Below are 17,874 nucleotides of genomic sequence, written 5' to 3' on the forward strand. Positions count from 1 at the left end.
ATATACCTAATAGATATTACCGCTGAAATATCCTTTCGATATATTTTTCAATTCCTTTTCGATCTCGGGCTTGTGACGGAATAGCCGGAGCGATTCCGCGGCCGCTATTTTAAGGAGCGAGAGGGCGAGTTTTCTCCCGGGGTTTTCTTCCGCGAAACGGGTCGCGCGCGAGACGTCCGGGTCGGGCCTCAAAAGTCCCGAGGCCAGGGCGTACGGCCCATCCGGGGTAGACAGTCCCGAGGCCGTGAGGAGTGAGAGCAGGCGGAGCGCTTCGGCGTACGCGCCCTCGTAGAGGAGGAGAAGGCGGAGCTTCTCTTCGCGGTCCATTGTTTTCACGCGCTTCCCGCGCCTGAGCGCGTCTATCCCGGCGAGCCGTTCCGATAGATGCGCCGTCCAGAGGGTGTAAGCCGATCCGGCTTCGCCGCCCGCGCGGCCTGCCTTGCGGGACTCGGTGAGGGTACGGAGAAGCGCTTCGGCCTCGCGGAGCGTGCCGGACGCGCCCCGGGCGGGGCCCACTGAAAGCGGATGGATGTCCACGCGGACCTGACGGACCTCGTAATCGGCGAGCATTTCGTGGAGCTCGCCGGGCTTGTCGCGCTCGAGGCCGGCTATGAGCTCGTCGATGAAGGCTTCCCTTTCCTCGTCCGTGCGCCTGGTGTCCTCGCCGGTGGCGCGCCCGACGCCCATGCCTATCTGCTCGGTGACGAACGGGTCGGACGAAAGGTATGCGAGGAAGAGCGCGACGCCGGCGTTGTCCCCGTCGCCGAGCTGTGAAAAAACGGCGGCGACTTTAGCGCGGACTTCGGCATCACCGATATTCCGCGAGAGGTAGAGCGCCGCGAAGTAATGATACGCGTGGGCGCTCGCGAATTCGTACGCCGCGCCGCTTTCGCGGAGGGTTTTTGACTTCAGGAAAGCGTCGATTATATCTTCGGGCGCGGCTTCCGGCGCGTGCGGCCGAATGAGCCCGGCGAGCTCTTCCTTATCCACCGCGCGTCCGCCGCCTGTGAGCCTCGAATATGCCAGCGCCGACAATACTGCACTGTAGAGGGCGAACTCTGCGCCGGTGCTCCCCTCCCTGAGCGGCTTTGTGACTGCATATTCGTAGTAGTGCCCGTAGGAGCTCCCCGCCTGTCCGCCCGTATCCGCCGGGACGGAGCTTTCGAGTATGGTGAGTACGAAGACCGGGTATGACGGGACGAGGTTCTTCCCGAGGACGGCGTCCACCACGCCCCGCGCCTTTTCGCCGAGCGACGCCGCTTCGTCAGGGTCGCCCGTCCGTAGGGCTACCCATTTGCGTATGAGCTCGTCCCTGGCCTCGCGGCCCATCTCGGCAATCGAGAACGAATTCTCGCAGGACGGGTATGGGTGTGAAGCCGTGAGTATCGCGAGCGCGAATTCTTCGTGTAATGCCCGGGCAAGGGCATCGGGATTGAGCTCACCCGCCGGGGCGAGGTCGAAATTGTCGAAGAGGATCACACGATTCTTCGCTCCGGGGCCGTTAACTATCGCCGAGCTTTCGGCGGTGTACTGCGCCTCGGCTGCGGCGCGGGCGGCTTCGGATACGTCGCCGGGATTCTCTACGAGAGCTTCCCTGCCGTCGATGTAGACGGGGAAGAATCCTTCGCCGAGCGCCTTCACCGCCAGCGATTTCAGGAGCGACGTCTTGCCGGAATCCTCGGGGCCCGTCACGACGACCGGGGCCCACGCATGCGCGTGGTCCAGCAGCGACGGCGAGCTTATCGTTCCCGCGCCGCTTCCGAAGGGGGCGAGCCCGGGGTAGACGAAGATCTCGGGGAGCGTGACCGCGCCGCCGCCGGGACGGCCGATCCTGATTCCCGGGTCATCGAGGAAGTTAATAAACCGGCTGCTGAATTCGATTCTAGGCGATGACACGTATGGTTCCCCGGGCCTGATTTTACGGCGTCGCGCGGCTCCGGGGCCTCGCAGGGCCTCCCTGAGCCGGAAATTTATTATACAGGCGGGGCGAGGATGTGTGCAAATGAGGCGGGTGTGGATGGAGATAATTATAGTGCTTAGTGACCGAATATCCCTGGATGCATAGCGACCAGGGGCAGTTTTATACAAAGCGCTCTGCCACAACTTAAGTATGGGCTAGGGCGATATGTCGATCTTATGAACAGGTAGGTTGTTTGTATATCAGACTATTTTTTAGTACGTCGCCCTTTGATTAACCGTAAGTCAATCATTTCTTGTTCGGTCCATCCGATTGAGCCGAGTATTCCCTTTAATAGATTCTCTCCATATCCTCCCCGGTTAGATTGATGAACGGGGATCTCTACGATATCTCGCCCTTTCGAACGGGACGAGTTTCTGTAATAATGCCTTGAACCGGAACTTTTTAATGAGCTCCCAATTGGGATCATTATCCAAAGCCCTTTTGAGGTCAATGGAATTTTTTCCCCGTAGCTGTGACCAAATTTGTTGTTTCTTATATGCCTCTGTCACAGTCGAGTAAGTGTGAAGCCAGATGAGCAGGTATTGGAATTATCACGTCGTCCTTGGCCAATTCTTTCACGCTCTTTGGTTCCTTAAGAATGTAGAACAAGTCATTCTCGGGAATTTGTTCGCCGCGGTCTTTGTACATTGTAATCATATCAATTACGGATTCCAGAGCTTCATTTATTGCTTCTTTCTTCGTGCTTCCCGAGACATGTATACCTGGAAGTCCCGGACAAAAAGCATAATAACTATCATTCGTATCCTTGCGAGTTGTTACCCTCACAACGAATACGGTCATATGATCACACATGACTGCCCCCTTTGAGTTACCAGTTGTATTATCCGCCGCTATGGTTAAATATACCTCACTTCTACCACATTCGTACTTGCACTGTCAAGACGATTGCACCTATATCGGATACGGTGATAAGGCCAAGATTCTCCCGTGTAATTAAAGAATACGTTAGAGATCGCATCACGAGAAGTGGCGAAATATTCATAGCATTGACAGAAAGTTACACGCAGCCTCGGTCCGTCCGGCTCAATATGACCGGTTATTCGAGCTGGAATCCGCAAGTTGTTCATAAGAGAACGTGCAGCATGCATGTGCAACCATAAGGGTGACATAGTTCGTTTCCCGCGCTATTTTCTATCGGGCGGAGGGGGTATATAATGAGGGTGAAGGCGCGGCGCACGTGGAGCGCGTGTGCATAATTATACGAGCGGGCCGGGAAGGCTCGCCGGAGGATGCGATGAAGACCATACTATTCGCGGCGATTATACTCGCGGCGGCGTCCGTGACGGCCGGGGCGTGGGAGAGCGTTAGGAATCTCATATACATCGAGCCGGCCGGCGTCGAGAACGAAATCGAAGACTACGATTCAGTAGAATACATAACCGGGAAGAGCGAGAGGCACTACAGGCAGGCGTGGACGCTCCTCTACAACGAGGATACGTACGTCGGCCAGTGCATGAACGCGCTCAAGGACCAGGCGGCGCTCGTCGGCGGGAATTCCGTCCTGAACGCGACGTGGACACTGAGGCGCGAATACCCCGAGAACTGGTACACGGTCGTGTGCCAGGGGCTCGCGGCCTGGAGATATTGATCCCGTATACAGCATAAAAATCGATTTGCCCGGGGCGGTCGCCGTACGGTTTCCTCACCGGCGGCGGGGGGAGAGTTGCGCGCGGCCGGGGACGGGCTTTCGCATAAATGGGAAAGTATATATAATTATCGCTTTGGCCGGAGACTACTCCGCGCTGAAACGGGGGGCAGCCGGGTTACCGTGAAAGTTACAGCGGGTTAGCCGTCCTGCCGCGATCAGCCGGTATTCAAGGAGGGCAGACTTTGGACAACGGGGATTCGAAGCCGCTTGCGGAGCTCTTCGGGAGCGATACACAGGGGAGGCTCATTTTCGATCTCGTGAGGGCCATCGTGGCCGACCGGATGAAGATTACGGCGCTCGAAGACGTAATCGTAGCCAGGGGAATTCTAAGCAGGGAAGATCTCGACGAGCGGTACAAGGAGCTTTTGAGCTCGACGTCGGACGAGGTGATAAACGACGTTCTCCGCGAATTCGGAAAGGTGGGATAGCCGGGTGCGATCGCGCCGCCCGCGAAATCAACGCTTCGCCCGGAGCCGGGCGAATGTTATTCTGATAACGTTCCACGATTACACGACACGAGGACGCGCGCAGGGCGCGGGAAGAAAGCCGGCGGGACCCACGGCGGCGAGGGAAATCGTTTAAACGGAGAAATGAATATGAGGACGGTGTTACTTATACTGGCGGCGGTGGCTCTGGGGGCGGGCGTTTCGGCCTGCAAGAAGTCGGGAGACACCGGGGGCGGGAGCGGCGACTTCCGGAATACGAAGTGGGGAATGACGAAGGACGAGGTGAAGGCCTCGGAGAAGCTTCCGCTTTCGGACGAATTGCCGGAGGCCGTCACGTACGTCAGCGAGCTGGGCGGCGAGCCCGCGATAATAGGGTACGTCTTCAACAAAGAGGGGCAGCTCGTAAGGGCCGGGTATCTCGTGGACGACGAGCGGATTCCGCCCGGGGACTACGTGGCCGCGTTCGAGAAGGCCAAGAAGGATATGGGGGTCAGGCTCGGGATGCCTTCGACCGACCGCATGCTGTGGACGAGCGGCGTTCAGGACGTGACGGATCCGGAAAAGTTCGGCGAGGCGACTTGCGATGGCAAGATGAGATATATCGCCGGATGGGCCAACGAGAGGACCGCGATTAACCTTACGCTCGACGGATACGAGGGAAAGTGCAGGCTGGCGGCGATGTACGACAGCATAGATTTTTACGTCCTGCCGGTCATATTGGAAAAGAGCAGTGAGAAGTCCGCCCGCCCGACGCCGGGGCCCGAGGCCGAGTGAGCGCCTGTAAATGAGCCGCATGTGCGCCGAAAGATTGAATTCCGGTGCGGCAGCCTATATAATCACTATTCACGGCGGCATACCCGCGGATTTTTCCGGCGGGAATCCGGGCCGCCCGATGGCGGGAGAGCGGCAATGGGGAGCCTGCCGAAAGCGCCGATGATTCAGTATAAAGTAGAAAATATCACCCTCACCGACGACGAAAAGTCGTTCCTCATAGATTTGACCATAGAGCTCGAGGATTACGAGTCGGACCCCGTTTTTATATCGCTGTCGTTTCCGCTCGCGAACGATTCGGGGGACGTCGAGGACATAAAGGACAAGGCAGTCCTTCACGCAAAGGGCCTTTTGAAGAAGGTGCTCCTCGAAGACGCGCAGAGGGATTTGTTCTAGGGAGGCGGGTGGCTGCGGACCGTCTCCTTACGAGATTTTCCTGCTTTTGATTCTGTTGAATCCGACTGTGAAACAGTATTCGCTTGCAGGTACGAAGTCGAACGAGATATTCTTGTATTCTACGGTTTTCCTGATCGTTTTCGTGGTTATTCTGATTTTGGGCAGGTTGTTCGCATGGCAGAAGGTAACTATATATGGCAGCTCCGGGATGTGGTCAGGGTAGTAGTCAGACCACTTGACTTCAACCGCCCACAAGAATTTTCTATCCGGTCCCAAGGACACAAGATCGACCTCGCCCTTGTCCCACCTCGCATAATACAATGGACCGTCTGACTGGTCCTGAAACCACTGAGAGAATACAGCCGTCTCCACGAGCGGCCCCATAGCCCGATCATCGTCCTTTATGGGAGAAAAGAGAGCGGCTCTTATAGAGGGGTTGGTAAGATATACCTTGAAATAATTCGCCCGTTTGAATTTTTTCCCGGAGCGGTCCACCCTGTGGATTATGCGTATGAGAAAAGCCGCCTCCAGGTATTCGAGATATTTTTTGATGGTATTTTTAGCGACGCCGGATTTTCTCGAGAGCTCTTCGAGGGAGATTTCGTTCGCAGTATTCAGGGCAAGGGTTGTAAATAGATAGTAGAGTTCCTGTATGTCCTGAATACCGTAGAGGCTCGGAAGATCCCTGAGAAGCACTTTGTCTATGATGTCACTCTTGATGAAGCGGGTGGGGTTCTCTTTGATCTCGCCCGACAGCACGACCTCGGGGTAGCCTCCGTAATTGATGTAATCTACAAATTTTCTGTTGAATGAGTTTATGTCTGAAGACTGATAGTGGCGCACAGAACGCTCTTCCATGTTTACGAGCCGGGTTTCTCCCGATAGTAAAAGGTATTCATAGAACGTCAGCGGGGGCAGAAGGAAATCAGTGAATCGACCGGCTCCGGATTCGTTGCTTTTGAGTTTTAAGGCCGCCGCAGCCGAGCCGGAAGCCACAGCCTTTATGTACGGATAATCATCTACGATCTTCTTGAGGTGTATTTCCCAGTTCTTTAGGTACTGGATTTCATCGAAGAAAACGTAAACGGGCGTTGCATTGACATCGACGGCGCTTGTCTCGGAAAATAACTTTATGAACTCCTCGAGACTAAGGCCGTTGTATACGGGATGGTCTACTGGAAAATAGACGATTTGACCGGAGGGAAATCCCTCTTGTATGAGTCTTTCTATCGTATGATGAATCATTACAGTCTTCCCCACGCGTCGGGGGCCCATGAGTATGACAGCCCTTCTGACGGTGCGGTTTTCGGCGAGTGGGTAAAAAAGATCGAGGTATTCTCTAGGTTTCAGGTTCTTAAGGAAAAGGGGCAGTGAATCTTTTGATTTCCACCATGGATTCTCGACATTTATTCTTTCGATCAGTTGTTCTCTTTCGACGGATTTCATTGTTGCTCACATAAGATTAATAATATGATATTAATATATCGTATGCCGCAATAGAGTCAAGATGTTAATCTTATATAGGGAAATTTGTCAAAATTTTTGTAAGTGCCGGAATTCTTTCATAAAATCCTCGTTAAATATATTGACGTTCGCCCTATTTCATTGTATAACAGCGTTTTTTTCTAAAAACCGGTAAAACACTAAAAAGCTTAAAACCTCCTGTAAAGATTACAGGAGGTAGGTATGGGTTTTAATTTAAGGCTCAATATTCGGATGGATTTTCTTATGCGTCTGAATTTGTGTGATGTTATTACGCTCATACGCGATTTATTGATCACCAATCACTCGGTAAAGAATATCCCGAAGCCGGAGCAGGAGCAGGTTCTGTCGGCATTCATGAGCCTCGTCGTGAATAACGCGGCGCTCGAGTTTTCGGGGCGCTGGAACCTATTGTCTATAATCCGGAAGAGCATCGAGTCGTCGGGTATGTCCGATTGGAATACCTGTGCCAGAGTCGCGGCGCTCGGAGTGGGTCCGACGCGGTAAAGTCCGACGACCGCATTAACTCTCTGTCGGACTCTAATTCTGGATACCACCTGTCTTTGTTCGTTGAGGCGCAGGGCTGTTACGGCATAGGGCGCTGTTTTATAGAATCTCCGGGGCTTATGAAGGGGTTGTGCGGGAGCTTTTTGTAATGCAGTTGATAGGGGTTGACGGGTATGGTGTCGCGCGACAGGTTCCGGAGCGTTATGGATGTGGTTACGAGCAGATAAAGCACGAGAATGGAGACGCGGAAGAGCCGCCCCGGCCTGACGCCGCCCGGGTACGTGTCCGCGAGAAGGACCTCGGCCACGAGAAACGAGGAGAAGAGGACGGACTGCATCATGTGGAAGCCCGAGCTGTAGGCGTTGAGCGTGGCGACGGCGAAGACGATGTAGACGGACGAGAGGCAGAAGAGGAGCGCATTCGTGCGGCTCCTGTCGCGGAGGGCGGCCCACGCCGAAAGCGGGAGGAAGAGGGACATGCCGGTGCTGAAGAATTTATAGAGCACCAGTCCCGGGGGAGAGAAGAAGAAATGCCTTTTCAGGTTCGACATTCTCAGCAGCGCCTCCATGCTCGAAAACCCCGTAACCAGGTTGAGGCAGAGGAAGGGGAGAGTGAGACCTGCGAGCGCGAGAAACAGTTTCCTTATATCGCGGGTATATATAAGATATATAATAAAGCCTATGGCATAAATGCCGGCTGTGTATTTGAACAGAAGCCCGGCGCTCATGACGAGGGCGGCGAGGAACGCTCCCCTGCCGTATACGTAGAGGACTACGCCCAGCGTGAAGAAGATGGCGGCCGTCATGTCGTCCTGCTCGCCGGCGGCGACGTTGAGGTTCGTCCCGGCATAGAAGGCGAATATGAACAGCGCCGCCGCCGTGACGCGGGGAGGGAAGCACTTCCGGCCGATAGCGTACTGGAGGCCGAAGAGCAGGGCGAAGGCGGCGAGGTTAAAGGCCTTGAGGCCGTAGACGCCGAATATCTCGTAGAGCCTGTACCATGCGATCGATCCGACGTAGGTCTTTACACCGGGGAGGATGAGCTTAACCTGACTGCCCGGCTTTTCGAAGAATGCTTTTCCGTGTGTGAGGGGGAGGTTTACGTCGTAGTAGACGCGCTCGCCGGAGTAGAGGATGAAGGCGAGCTTGAAGGCGAGGGCGAGGAGGAGTATGTATGCCGCGAGGCGTCTTCCCCCGGGGGCGTTCGGAGAGTCGTCGAGTTCTTTCATGGCGTCGTGTGCATGGACCTGTGTACTATTTTAGTAGGTGGCGCGGATTTAAGAAAGGGGGAATAGAGGACTTTAGTGATGAGCGTGCGCAGGAGGAATCGATATGGGTGCGAGGGGCCTCTAATAGTACAGAACGCCGCCGCGGGGGAGGGTTGGGGCGGCGGAGGAGGGAGACCGGCGCCCGGGGGGGAGCGCCGGAGAAAAATTCAGATCGAGGAGTCGCTAAAATGATAGACCGTATTTCTTACATAACCGTCGCTCCGGAAGCGATGGAGGCTTTCGGCGGCGGGCCGAAGTATCTGGGTACTTCGTCTATAGAGCGCAAGCTGCGGTATATGGTGGAGCTCAGGGTGTCGCAGATAAACGGATGCGCGTACTGTGTGGACCTTCACTCGAAGCAGCTCCGGAAAGAGGGGGAGACGGAGCAGAGGATCGACTGCCTCCCGGTTTGGGATGAGGTGACGTTTTACACCGGCAGGGAGAGGGCGGCCCTGGAATGGGCCGAGGCCGTTACACGCGTCGAGGCTACGCGCGTGCCGGATAATGTATACGAGCGTGTGAGCGAGCACTTCAGCGAGAAGGAGCTCGTCGATTTGACGCTCGTAGCGGCCAACATGAATTTTTGGAACAGGATCGCTATAAGCTTCAGGAGGCAGCCGCCGGGGAGGAAGGGGTGAGGGTGGTTTCCGACGCAGCAAGACCGGAGATTCATTGTACGGTTCGCACGGTTCATGGTTAATGCGGCGAGGCCGCTACGTCGGGTGTCGGCGGACACGGTCCGCCTTTTTCTAAGGGGGGATGGAAAGCAAAGGCTGGATTCCCGATACAAGCACTCTGGAATGACAAATCATAAAAGACTAAAAACGAGATCCTGAAACGAGTTCAGGATGACGAAAATGAGGTGATTCCTCGCGTGCTCGGAATCGTTGGGAAGACAATATTATCGTTGGGAAGACAATATTAAGGTAGCCCTCACCTTAGTCCTCTCCCTTTCATAAGGGGGAGGAAAGAAGAAATGCGGATGCTATGATCCGGCCGAGGTGGATTTGAGGTGCCTTACCCTCGGCGGCTCGGGGAGCTTCAGTTTGTATGACGGGACCAGGTGCTTGAGCATGCGGAGGATCGTTTCGTTGGGCGCGCCGGATTCGGCAAGGCGTATGAGGTTCTTCACGTCCTCGACGTATTCCCTCCCGAAGTGATTCCCATCGTTGGCTATGAATATCTTCTTCCGGGTCGTCATGGTCGTCCCTTCCTCGGCCGTCAGTATCTCCTCGTAGAGCTTTTCGCCCGGGCGGAGCCCCGTGAACACTATGGGGACGTCCTTGTCGGGCTCGAGACCGAAGAAGTGTATGATGCTCCGTGCGAGGTCCACGATCTTCACGGGCTCGCCCATGTCGAGGACGAACACCTCGCCGCCCTTTCCGAGGGCGCCCGCCTGGAGGACGAGATATACGGCCTCGCTTATGCTCATGAAGTAGCGGGTCATATCGGGGTGCGTCACGGTAACCGGGCCGCCGCGCCTTACCTGGTCGCGGAATATAGGAATCACGCTCCCGCGCGAATCGAGGACGTTTCCGAACCTGACGGAGACGAACTCCGTCCGTCCCCTTACCTCGCGGAGCATGTTCTCGGACACGCGCTTCGTCGCCCCCATGACGCTCGTCGGGTTCACGGCCTTGTCGGTGGAGATGAAGATGAATTTCCGGACGCCGTACCTGACTGACAGGAGCGCCGTCACCTTCGTCCCTTCGATGTTGTTGAGCACCGCCTCGCGCGGCGTGCTTTCGAGGAGCGGCACGTGCTTGTAGGCGGCGGCGTGGAAGACGACGTCGGGCAAGTGGGCGTCGAATATCGCCTCCATCGCGACGCGGTCCTTCACGTCGGCGATCAGGGAGACGGTCTTTACCTTGTGGAGCTTCTCGTTCATCTCCTGGTTTATGAAGAAGAGCTCCGTGTCGCCGACGTCGACCATTATGAGGAGCGCGGGCTCGAAGCTCGAGACCTGGCGGCAGAGCTCGGATCCTATCGACCCGCCCGCTCCCGTCACCATGACGCGCTTGCCTTTAACGTACGACGCGATGCTCTCGATTTCGCCGCTTACGGATTCGCGGCCGAGGAAGTCCTCGGACGTTACCTCCTTGAAGTCCCCGAGCGTCACCTTGCCCGAGAGGACGTCCGATATGCCGGGCATGATTTTTATGTGAGGGATGCCCGCCTTCCTCGCGTGCTCGACTATGGCCGTAACCTGGGACGACGTCGCCGAGGGGATGGAGATAATCAGCCCCTCTATGCCGAGCTCCTTCACCAGATGCGGCATGTCGGCGGACGAGCCCACGACACGTGTGCCGCGTATGATGCTGCCGAGCTTTCCGGGGTCGTCGTCTATGAAAGCGACGGGGATGTAGGGCGTAGCGCCGTTGGCCGTCTTGAGCTCCTTCAGCAGCCGAACGCCGGCGTTGCCCGCGCCGGCTATGAGGACCTTCATGCCCGAGGGCTCGGACATGCCGGACGAGTAGAACATGCGGTAGCCGAACCTGAGCCCGGTCGATGCGAAGACCGTCAAGAGAAAGTCGATGAACACGACGGACCTCGGGTAGCCCTGCATGAACGCGAGGTCTCTCGCGACGAGGCCGACGAGCGCGAGGAGCGACGCCGAGACGAGCGACGCCTTGAGCACTACTATCGTATCGTAGACCGAGAAGAATCTGAACGAGATTTTGTAAAGCTTGTATCCCCAGAAGACTATGAACTTGGCGGGGACGTAGAGGGCGGCCAGGATGAGCGCCTGGCGGAGGTAGGAGCCGTCCAGGCCTCCCAGGCGTATCCAGTAGGACGCCAGGAATATCGCCGCGAAGAGCGGGAGCTCGACGACGGACGATATGATGGCTTTGTGTCTGTAGTATTTTTCGGCGTATCCGAGGAGCATGTCCCTTAGCATCTGATTACCTCCCGTATGGTTCTGAAAATGATCTTCATGTCGGACCTGAAACCCATATCTCTCAGGTATTGCCGGTAGAGTGCTATCTTTTCGGGAAGGACGACGCTCGTGTACGCTTCCTCGGCGTCGGGGTAGCGCGCGAGCACTTCTTCCTCGTTCCTGAATTCGAGCGCGGCGTAGTCCGTTATGCCGGGGCTGATTTCGAGGATCGCGGAGTAGTCGTCCCTGAATATGTCGGTGTATTTCCTGACCTCGGGGCGCGGGCCTACGAGGCTCATGTCGCCCCTGACGACGTTCCATAACTGTGGGAGCTCGTCGAGCTTCCACTTCCGGAGCGTCCGCCCGAGGGGCGTTATGCGGGCGTCGCCCGAGGACGTGACGGCCGGGCCGGACTTGTCCGCCCCCGTCACCATAGTCCTGAACTTGTAGAGCTTAAAGGGCCTCCCGCGCCTTCCGACGCGCTCCTGCGCGTAGAAGACGGGGCCCGGGCTTCCGGCCTTGACGAGCGCCGCTACGATAAAGAGGAGAGGCGAGAGGGCAAGGAGCGCAGGGACCGATACCGCGAGGTCGAGCGCCCTTTTGCCGTACCCGGCGTAGAATCTCCGCCCGTTATTTGCTGAACTTTCTCGAGACATCCGTTACGCACTCCGAAACGTAGTCGACTTCCTCGTCGCTCATCCCGGGATAGACGGGGAGCGAGACGATGCGCTCGTAGAGCCATTCGGCCCCGGGGAAGTCGCCCGGGGAGTATCCGAATTCGTTCCTGTAGAACGGGTGCATGTGAAGCGGTATGAAGTGAACGCTCGTACCGATTCCCCTGGCGGAGAGCTCCTCTATGAAACGCGCGCGGTCTATCGTGTGGGCGTCGGGGTCGACGAGGAGGGGGAAGAGGTGATACGACGTTTCGCGGCCGGGGACGAGCGTGGTCGTCGAGAGGCCTGGGGAGCCTGAAACAGCGTCCGAATACCTCTCGCATATTTCCTTCCTCCGCCGGGTCATGGCGTCCAGCTTTGCGAGCTGCGCCAGCGCAAGGGCGGCCTGGATGTCCGTCATGTTGTACTTGTATCCGGGCTCTATCACTTCATAGAACCAGGAGCCGCCGCGGGAGTATCTCTTCCACGCGTCCTTCGAAATGCCGTGGAGCCGGAGGACGCGTATCCTGTCTGCCCACTCTTCGTTTTCGGTCGTGACCATGCCTCCCTCGCCGGCGGCGAGCGGCTTAGTCGCGTAGAAGCTGAAGCACGTCATGTCGCCTATGGCGCCGACCTGCTTCCCGCCGAACGAGGCTGGGAGGGAGTGGGCGGCGTCTTCTATGACGCGGAGGTTACGGCTCTGCGCGAGGCTCATGACGCCGTCCATGTCGCACGGCTGGCCGCCGTAGTGGACAGGGATTATCGCACGGGTCCTGGGCGTCAGGGCGCGCTCGGCGGCCTCGACGCTCATGTTGCCCGTTTCCCTTTCGACGTCTACCAGCACGGGCCGACCACCGAAGTAGCAGACGACCTCGGCCGTGGCGGTGAAGGTCATCGCCGGGACTATAACTTCGTCGCCTGCCTCGAGCCCGGCGGCTCTCAGCGCCAGGTGGAGCGCCGCCGTGCCGGAGCTTACGGCGACCGAGTGCGACGCCCCGGTGTAGGCCGAGAATTCGTTTTCGAATCTCACAGTCCGGGGGCCCATGGTGAGCCAGCCCGATCTCACGGTGTCGAGGACCTCGGATATCTCGTCCTCGGTGATGTACGGGCGGTGGAACGGTATTTCCATCGTTTTATGCTTCGTTTGAGCCCTGCTCATGAACGCGGCTCCTCCTTCGGTAAGCTGAATTTTCGGTCGGTTTAAAACGCGGCCTGCGGTGGTTACTGGACGGCGCGCCTGCCGAGGTCGAGCGCGAGCTCGTACATGTAGCGCCCCTCGTAGGACGTGAAGACGCGCTTTACGCCGAACCCCATTTTCTTGTAAAAGTTAATTACCTTCTCGTTCCTGTGCCTGTCGGTCGTGAGGACGACTTCGCCCGCTCCCATCCTCGCGGATTCTTCGAGAAAGGCGTCCAGGAGCTGCTCGCCGATCTTCCTGTTGTGGAATTCCGGCAGTACCGCGATCGACGAAAGCAGCGCCGAATCGCTGCCGCCGTGGGAAGAGGACGAGGGGTACGTAAGCGCGCGCCTCGCGAGCTTCGCGAGCACGGCGGGGTTCTTCACAACGCGGCCGAGCGAGCCGAGGACCAGCCGCGGCCATCTTTTCCTGAACGTCCGCCTGAAGTAGGAGGACGGGTCGATGACGCCGACGGCGAATCCGACCGTCCTCCCGTCCTCGACGTCGACGAGGCAGCACCCGTTCTCGTCCGTGAGGAAATCCGTGTAGAACGTCCTTAAAAAGGATGGTCCGAGCGAGCTCAGGAAAAAGCCGTCGAAGCCGCTCATGTGTATCGTGACGATGTCGCCCAGATCGTCGGGTAACGCTTTCCTGATCATTTTGGAACCTCCCGGCGGAGCGCGGCTGATGTTTGTATCGCGTCCGCCCGAGCCGGCCGCCGGATGTGCTCGACGAGCCTTCCGGCGAGGAGCTCTATGTCGTGATTTTCTTTGAGGAACCGCGTGCCGCACGCGACCATTTCGTTTCGTTCTTCGCAGCTCATCGAGGCCACGCGTGAGATTGCGTCCGCCATCCCTTCGGGATCGTCGTGGGGGGCCTCGACGCACGAGCCGCTTTCGAGTATCGCGTGGCGTACGGGCGAGGCGTAGATTATCGGCGCGCCGGAGGAGAGGTAGTCGATTATCTTGTTCGGAAAGCCGTAGCTCGCCTTCTTTTCTATGAGCACGAATGCGGATGCGGTTTTCAGGAATTCCAGGAGCTCGCCCTTGGGCATGGGCGGTATGAATTCGACGTTGTCGGCGCCGATGTCGCCCGCGAGGGACTTCAGGCTGTCAGTCCGGACGCCGCCGCCGACGAGCGTGAACCTGACGTCGTCCCGGCCCCTGTCTTTCAGTATCCGCGCGGCCTTTATGACGGTGTCGAGGGGATAAATGGGCTGGAACGACCCCGCGTAAACCACCCGGAACGTTCCCCCGGAGGCGGGGGCAGGCATGGACGGCGGAGTGCCGTCGAGCCTGATTCCGGGTGGCAGGAGGATGGTTTTGTCTTCGTATCCGCGGCTTTTGAAATAGTTCCGCGCTTCGTCCGTGAGGCAAATTATCTTCTCGGCCTTGCCGTAAAACCAGGTCATCGTTTTTCCGACCGTGATGTAGACGGGATGCCGCTCGGTCATCTTGCCGGACGTTACGAACACCTCGGGCCAGAGGTCGCCGATGTCGATGAAGAATCGCGCGCCGAGCCTCCTGGCGGTGGCGTATGCCGAGCCGACGGAGAAGGGGTGCGCGACGGTGCCCATGACGACGTCGGGGACGATTCCCTTCCGCGAGAGGCCGCGCGCTATGGCGTAGCTCTTCCGGGCGTAGTCGGCCATGTTGAGGACGCGCCGCCAGTCGTTGTGAAAGTATCCGAAAGTGTTCATGCGGACGTAATTCACGCCGTCCACCGTTTCGATCGTGTACGGCCCGTCAACGTCCCTTATCCGGCTCTTCAGCATGTGGCTGAAGTTGGACGAGAAGATGTAGACGCCGATGCCCTGCCTCACGAGCTCGCGGGCGAGGTTGTAGTGCCTGGTGCTCCCGGGCACTCCGGGGTACGAGGCGTACTGGTTGAACATGTATAGGGTTGTCATATCGTATGTTTATCCCGAAAGACCCGGGCCATAACGACGGCCCGGCTCATTGCTTTAGAAGCTTGTCTCTTACGCCGCCCGTGCGGACCGTGCCCGTCCCGCGGGCGTACCTGCGCATGAGGCCGGCTAATTTTTCGGTTTCCTTCTCGGCCGTATGGTTTTCGACGAAGGTGTATCCGTTCCGGACGAGGTCTTTTCTCAGGTCGTCGTTTTCGGCGATCGTCCTTACGGCGCGGGCTATGGCTTCGGGGTTTCCGGGGGGGACGAGCACGCCGTTTTTCATGTTCTCGATCAGGTAGGGTATCCCTCCCACGTCGGACGCCACCACGGGCAGGCCGTTCGCCATCGCTTCGAGCAGGACCTTTCCCATTCCCTCGGACAGGGAAGGGAGCACGAAGATGTCGCCGCCCTGATAAATGCCGTTCAGCTCGTCTCCGTAGGAGACCTGCCCCAGGAACCGGCAATGGGGCTCTATGCCCAATTCACCGGAGAGCTTTTCCAGCCTCGCTTTCTCGGGCCCGGCCCCGACTACGTGCAGCTCGGCGGCCATGCCGGCGTCGATGAGGAGCCGTATCGCGCGAATGAGATGATCGAGCCCCTTTTCGTGGACCAGCCTGCCTACGTAGACGATCCGGGTCGTTTCTCCCGCCGGCTCTTTATTTACGAAGGTTATGTCGCCGCGCCTGATAAGGTTCGTATAAATCACGTGCCCGTTGTCTTTCCCGTCACCGAGCTCGCTCATGAGGTATTCGCTCACGAAAAAATTCGCGCTGGCCCTTCCGATCAGCCGTTTGAGGCACAACGTATGCATCCGGCCCAGAAACGACATCAGCGGATACAGGCGGTTCCTGTATTTCGACCCTGTTTTGAGTATGTGCTCGGGGTATCCGACGACGTAGGTAAATACCGGCTTCCTGTAATACCTGCATATGGCCGCTATGAAGAAAATGTTCAGGCCGTTCGTACGAAGGAGCGCAGCGTCGCTTCTTTTTACGAGCCCCGCGAATTCGGGGATCATGAACACCGCCTTGTGGAGCTTCCTGAAGTAGTCTACGAAGGAGTCGTGCGGGAACGAAGCCGCGCACTCCATGGCCGGATCCCCGTCGGACAGGAATTTCCTGAATTTCCCGGCATCCTCCGAAGACGCTTCCACGACGGGCGAGCACATCGTGACAGTGCGGCAATGCCCGGAAAGCTCTTTCATGAAAATCGGGAAAGTGTCGTTTGCGAAATACTCCCCCCCGTGTTTGTAGATCTTCGCGTCGTTGACGACCAGCAGTTTCATTTTTTCCATTGGATAAACCTTCCGTACATTTTTATTTCGGCGTTTTTATTTCGCGGCCGGTCCCGCCGGCCGGAGCGCTCAGGTCATGAGCTCTCTTCCGATGAGCACGCAAACGATAACGAGATAGGTGGTCAGGACAATCGCTTTTTTGTAACGGTATTTGTGGAATATCCCCACGCTCGCCAGTACCGCGGCGTAGGGGAAGATCACCAGCCTGTGCCTGGGCTCGTTGATGGCCGGCATAAAAATCATTACCGTGATCATGAACATCGGAAACAGCCACAGCAGCAGGTATTTGAACCTCATGTAGCGGGACTTGATGAATATGAGTGTCCCCACGAAGTAGTAGGGCAGGAGCAGGTACCAGAATATCGTCCCGGGGAACAGGTATTTCCCGCCGCCTTCCCAGTTAAACGGGCTCGGGGCTAAAAGCGCGTGGAAGGTGGAGATGAGGAGTGATTTCGGCCCGTAGCCCTTGATGTGCTGTGTGGAATAATCGAGGTCCTGGGCTATGTCGAACGACCTAGTGGAATATGCGTGCACCGTCTCTCCCACTCCGTCCGACATCAGCTCATCGAACGTGTTGTCGAGCGGGGTGTAGAGGTAGAGTATGAGGATCGAAGCGACTGCCGTGGCCCCGATAAAGAGCTTGTATTTAATCTTGTATTCGCTGTTCAGAAGGACGAATCCGCCCAGCAGGATTACGAACATGAACGTCATATAGAACCGTATGGTCGCGAACAATACGAGGATTGCTACGAGCAGTGCCATCGAAAGCATGCTTTTTCTGGCCTTGCCGACCGTGTAGACGAGAAGAGCCGTCAGAAAGGTGAGAAGCGTGTCCTTCAGGTTGAACGTGGACCAGTAAATCAGGTACGGGTTGAAGATGAGTATAAAAAAGGAAACATTCGCCAGCTTCCTGCCGAAGTTGTTGAGCGCGAACCTGAAAATCAGGAGCGAGGTGAATATGTCCAGGAATATGTTCGAGATTACGGGAACGAGCTTGTCTTCGAGAAGGAGGAAGTGGAGTGCGTCGTAGAGGTGAAAGCCGTAGTTCCTTGTGGAGGTTAAACCGTGGATTTCGTTCAGGCTCAGAAAGACGCCCGACTTCCAGAAGTCGGCTATCTCTTTGGAGTAATCGTAATAATAGAACTCGTCGGGCGTTATAAGGCCGCCCGTGTCGGCGTTCGAGAGCCTGAACGCTACGGCGGCCATGATGCGGACCGCGAGGCCCGCCATGACGTAGACGGTCAGAAAGCGCCTCTCCGCCGCGGGCAGCCCCGCCATGAATACGCACAGGGCCCCGGCCCAGAGCAGGAACCACACGGTCATGATCGCAATATCGGGGGCGAATACTATGACTACGGATAACGCCAGCATCGTGCAGACGGTTACGGGCATTATCACCGATAAGGATTTCTCGCCCGACAGGGCGGTTCGTGCGTACATCTTTTACGGCTCCTTTACCTCGTGC

The 17,874-nt window shown here is 57.2% G+C and carries 17 protein-coding genes; 6 read left to right on the forward strand and 11 right to left on the reverse strand.

Features of this window, described 5'->3' with window-relative positions:
- Nucleotides 1–6 precede the first annotated feature (6 nt).
- A complete protein-coding gene (locus PKC29_12835; protein ID HML96301.1) occupies nucleotides 7–1,896 on the reverse strand; it encodes a hypothetical protein in 1,890 nt (629 codons plus the stop codon).
- 556 nt (nucleotides 1,897–2,452) lie between these two features.
- Nucleotides 2,453–2,761, reverse strand: coding sequence for a hypothetical protein (locus tag PKC29_12840; protein ID HML96302.1), 309 nt, complete (start codon nucleotides 2,759–2,761; stop codon nucleotides 2,453–2,455).
- Nucleotides 2,762–3,215: 454 nt separating this feature from the next.
- Here PKC29_12840 and PKC29_12845 point away from each other — a divergent pair, with 454 nt between their 5' ends.
- The 4 genes from PKC29_12845 (at nucleotide 3,216) to PKC29_12860 (ending at nucleotide 5,242) form a co-directional block, all read left to right on the forward strand.
- The gene (locus tag PKC29_12845) at nucleotides 3,216–3,569 is read left to right on the forward strand and encodes a hypothetical protein (protein ID HML96303.1); all 354 of its coding nucleotides are present in this window, start codon (nucleotides 3,216–3,218) and stop codon (nucleotides 3,567–3,569) included.
- Nucleotides 3,570–3,811: 242 nt separating this feature from the next.
- Nucleotides 3,812–4,057, forward strand: coding sequence for a hypothetical protein (locus PKC29_12850; GenBank protein HML96304.1), 246 nt, complete (start codon nucleotides 3,812–3,814; stop codon nucleotides 4,055–4,057).
- 168 nt (nucleotides 4,058–4,225) lie between these two features.
- Entirely contained in the window at nucleotides 4,226–4,849 is a 624-nt protein-coding gene (locus PKC29_12855; GenBank protein HML96305.1) for a hypothetical protein, read from the forward strand.
- 135 nt (nucleotides 4,850–4,984) lie between these two features.
- Nucleotides 4,985–5,242, forward strand: coding sequence for a hypothetical protein (locus PKC29_12860; GenBank protein ID HML96306.1), 258 nt, complete (start codon nucleotides 4,985–4,987; stop codon nucleotides 5,240–5,242).
- 27 nt (nucleotides 5,243–5,269) lie between these two features.
- Here the strand turns inward: PKC29_12860 and PKC29_12865 are convergent, their stop codons facing one another.
- Nucleotides 5,270–6,688: an ATP-binding protein gene (locus PKC29_12865; GenBank protein ID HML96307.1), complete on the reverse strand. Its 1,419-nt coding sequence runs from the start codon at nucleotides 6,686–6,688 to the stop codon at nucleotides 5,270–5,272.
- 282 nt (nucleotides 6,689–6,970) lie between these two features.
- On the opposite strand from PKC29_12865, the gene PKC29_12870 reads away from it, so the two are divergent.
- Nucleotides 6,971–7,231 carry a hypothetical protein gene (locus tag PKC29_12870; protein ID HML96308.1) on the forward strand — a complete coding sequence of 87 codons (261 nt, stop codon included), beginning with the start codon at nucleotides 6,971–6,973 and terminating at the stop codon, nucleotides 7,229–7,231.
- A gap of 79 nt (nucleotides 7,232–7,310) precedes the next feature.
- Here the strand turns inward: PKC29_12870 and PKC29_12875 are convergent, their stop codons facing one another.
- Entirely contained in the window at nucleotides 7,311–8,459 is a 1,149-nt protein-coding gene (locus PKC29_12875; GenBank protein ID HML96309.1) for a hypothetical protein, read from the reverse strand.
- Nucleotides 8,460–8,686: 227 nt separating this feature from the next.
- On the opposite strand from PKC29_12875, the gene PKC29_12880 reads away from it, so the two are divergent.
- Entirely contained in the window at nucleotides 8,687–9,136 is a 450-nt protein-coding gene (locus tag PKC29_12880) for a carboxymuconolactone decarboxylase family protein (GenBank protein ID HML96310.1), read from the forward strand.
- Nucleotides 9,137–9,483: 347 nt separating this feature from the next.
- Here PKC29_12880 and PKC29_12885 read toward each other — a convergent pair whose 3' ends face one another.
- The 7 genes from PKC29_12885 to PKC29_12915 form a co-directional block, all read right to left on the reverse strand.
- Complete coding sequence (locus PKC29_12885) at nucleotides 9,484–11,397, reverse strand: nucleoside-diphosphate sugar epimerase/dehydratase (protein ID HML96311.1); 1,914 nt, start codon at nucleotides 11,395–11,397, stop codon at nucleotides 9,484–9,486.
- Nucleotides 11,391–12,032, reverse strand: a complete 642-nt coding sequence (locus PKC29_12890) for a sugar transferase (protein HML96312.1) — start codon at nucleotides 12,030–12,032, stop codon at nucleotides 11,391–11,393. The genes PKC29_12885 and PKC29_12890 overlap by 7 nt, the downstream gene beginning before the upstream one ends.
- Nucleotides 12,007–13,188 (reverse strand): DegT/DnrJ/EryC1/StrS aminotransferase family protein, encoded by a 1,182-nt coding sequence (locus tag PKC29_12895; protein HML96313.1) that lies wholly within the window; start codon nucleotides 13,186–13,188, stop codon nucleotides 12,007–12,009. The genes PKC29_12890 and PKC29_12895 overlap by 26 nt, the downstream gene beginning before the upstream one ends.
- A 62-nt stretch (nucleotides 13,189–13,250) precedes the next feature.
- The gene (locus PKC29_12900) at nucleotides 13,251–13,865 is read right to left on the reverse strand and encodes a GNAT family N-acetyltransferase (protein ID HML96314.1); all 615 of its coding nucleotides are present in this window, start codon (nucleotides 13,863–13,865) and stop codon (nucleotides 13,251–13,253) included.
- Nucleotides 13,862–15,115 (reverse strand): glycosyltransferase family 4 protein, encoded by a 1,254-nt coding sequence (locus PKC29_12905; GenBank protein ID HML96315.1) that lies wholly within the window; start codon nucleotides 15,113–15,115, stop codon nucleotides 13,862–13,864. Before PKC29_12905 ends, PKC29_12900 begins: the two co-directional genes overlap by 4 nt.
- 46 nt (nucleotides 15,116–15,161) lie before the next feature.
- Nucleotides 15,162–16,409: a glycosyltransferase family 4 protein gene (locus PKC29_12910; GenBank protein ID HML96316.1), complete on the reverse strand. Its 1,248-nt coding sequence runs from the start codon at nucleotides 16,407–16,409 to the stop codon at nucleotides 15,162–15,164.
- Nucleotides 16,410–16,478: 69 nt separating this feature from the next.
- Nucleotides 16,479–17,849 carry a hypothetical protein gene (locus tag PKC29_12915; GenBank protein ID HML96317.1) on the reverse strand — a complete coding sequence of 457 codons (1,371 nt, stop codon included), beginning with the start codon at nucleotides 17,847–17,849 and terminating at the stop codon, nucleotides 16,479–16,481.
- Nucleotides 17,850–17,874: the final 25 nt, after the last annotated feature.

The organism is Thermodesulfobacteriota bacterium (assembly GCA_035325995.1).
Lineage (GTDB): Bacteria > Desulfobacterota_D > UBA1144 > Nemesobacterales > UBA2774 > JADLGH01.

Coding starts and splice junctions, on each gene's coding strand:
- PKC29_12840 (HML96302.1), bottom strand. CDS start 2,761: ATGACCGTATTCGTTGTGAGGGTAACAACTCGCAAGGATACGAATGAT.
- PKC29_12845 (HML96303.1), top strand. CDS start 3,216: ATGAAGACCATACTATTCGCGGCGATTATACTCGCGGCGGCGTCCGTG.
- PKC29_12855 (HML96305.1), top strand. CDS start 4,226: ATGAGGACGGTGTTACTTATACTGGCGGCGGTGGCTCTGGGGGCGGGC.
- PKC29_12860 (HML96306.1), top strand. CDS start 4,985: ATGGGGAGCCTGCCGAAAGCGCCGATGATTCAGTATAAAGTAGAAAAT.
- PKC29_12865 (HML96307.1), bottom strand. CDS start 6,688: ATGAAATCCGTCGAAAGAGAACAACTGATCGAAAGAATAAATGTCGAG.
- PKC29_12870 (HML96308.1), top strand. CDS start 6,971: ATGCGTCTGAATTTGTGTGATGTTATTACGCTCATACGCGATTTATTG.
- PKC29_12875 (HML96309.1), bottom strand. CDS start 8,459: ATGAAAGAACTCGACGACTCTCCGAACGCCCCCGGGGGAAGACGCCTC.
- PKC29_12880 (HML96310.1), top strand. CDS start 8,687: ATGATAGACCGTATTTCTTACATAACCGTCGCTCCGGAAGCGATGGAG.
- PKC29_12885 (HML96311.1), bottom strand. CDS start 11,397: ATGCTAAGGGACATGCTCCTCGGATACGCCGAAAAATACTACAGACAC.
- PKC29_12890 (HML96312.1), bottom strand. CDS start 12,032: ATGTCTCGAGAAAGTTCAGCAAATAACGGGCGGAGATTCTACGCCGGG.
- PKC29_12895 (HML96313.1), bottom strand. CDS start 13,188: ATGAGCAGGGCTCAAACGAAGCATAAAACGATGGAAATACCGTTCCAC.
- PKC29_12900 (HML96314.1), bottom strand. CDS start 13,865: ATGATCAGGAAAGCGTTACCCGACGATCTGGGCGACATCGTCACGATA.
- PKC29_12905 (HML96315.1), bottom strand. CDS start 15,115: ATGACAACCCTATACATGTTCAACCAGTACGCCTCGTACCCCGGAGTG.
- PKC29_12910 (HML96316.1), bottom strand. CDS start 16,409: ATGGAAAAAATGAAACTGCTGGTCGTCAACGACGCGAAGATCTACAAA.
- PKC29_12915 (HML96317.1), bottom strand. CDS start 17,849: ATGTACGCACGAACCGCCCTGTCGGGCGAGAAATCCTTATCGGTGATA.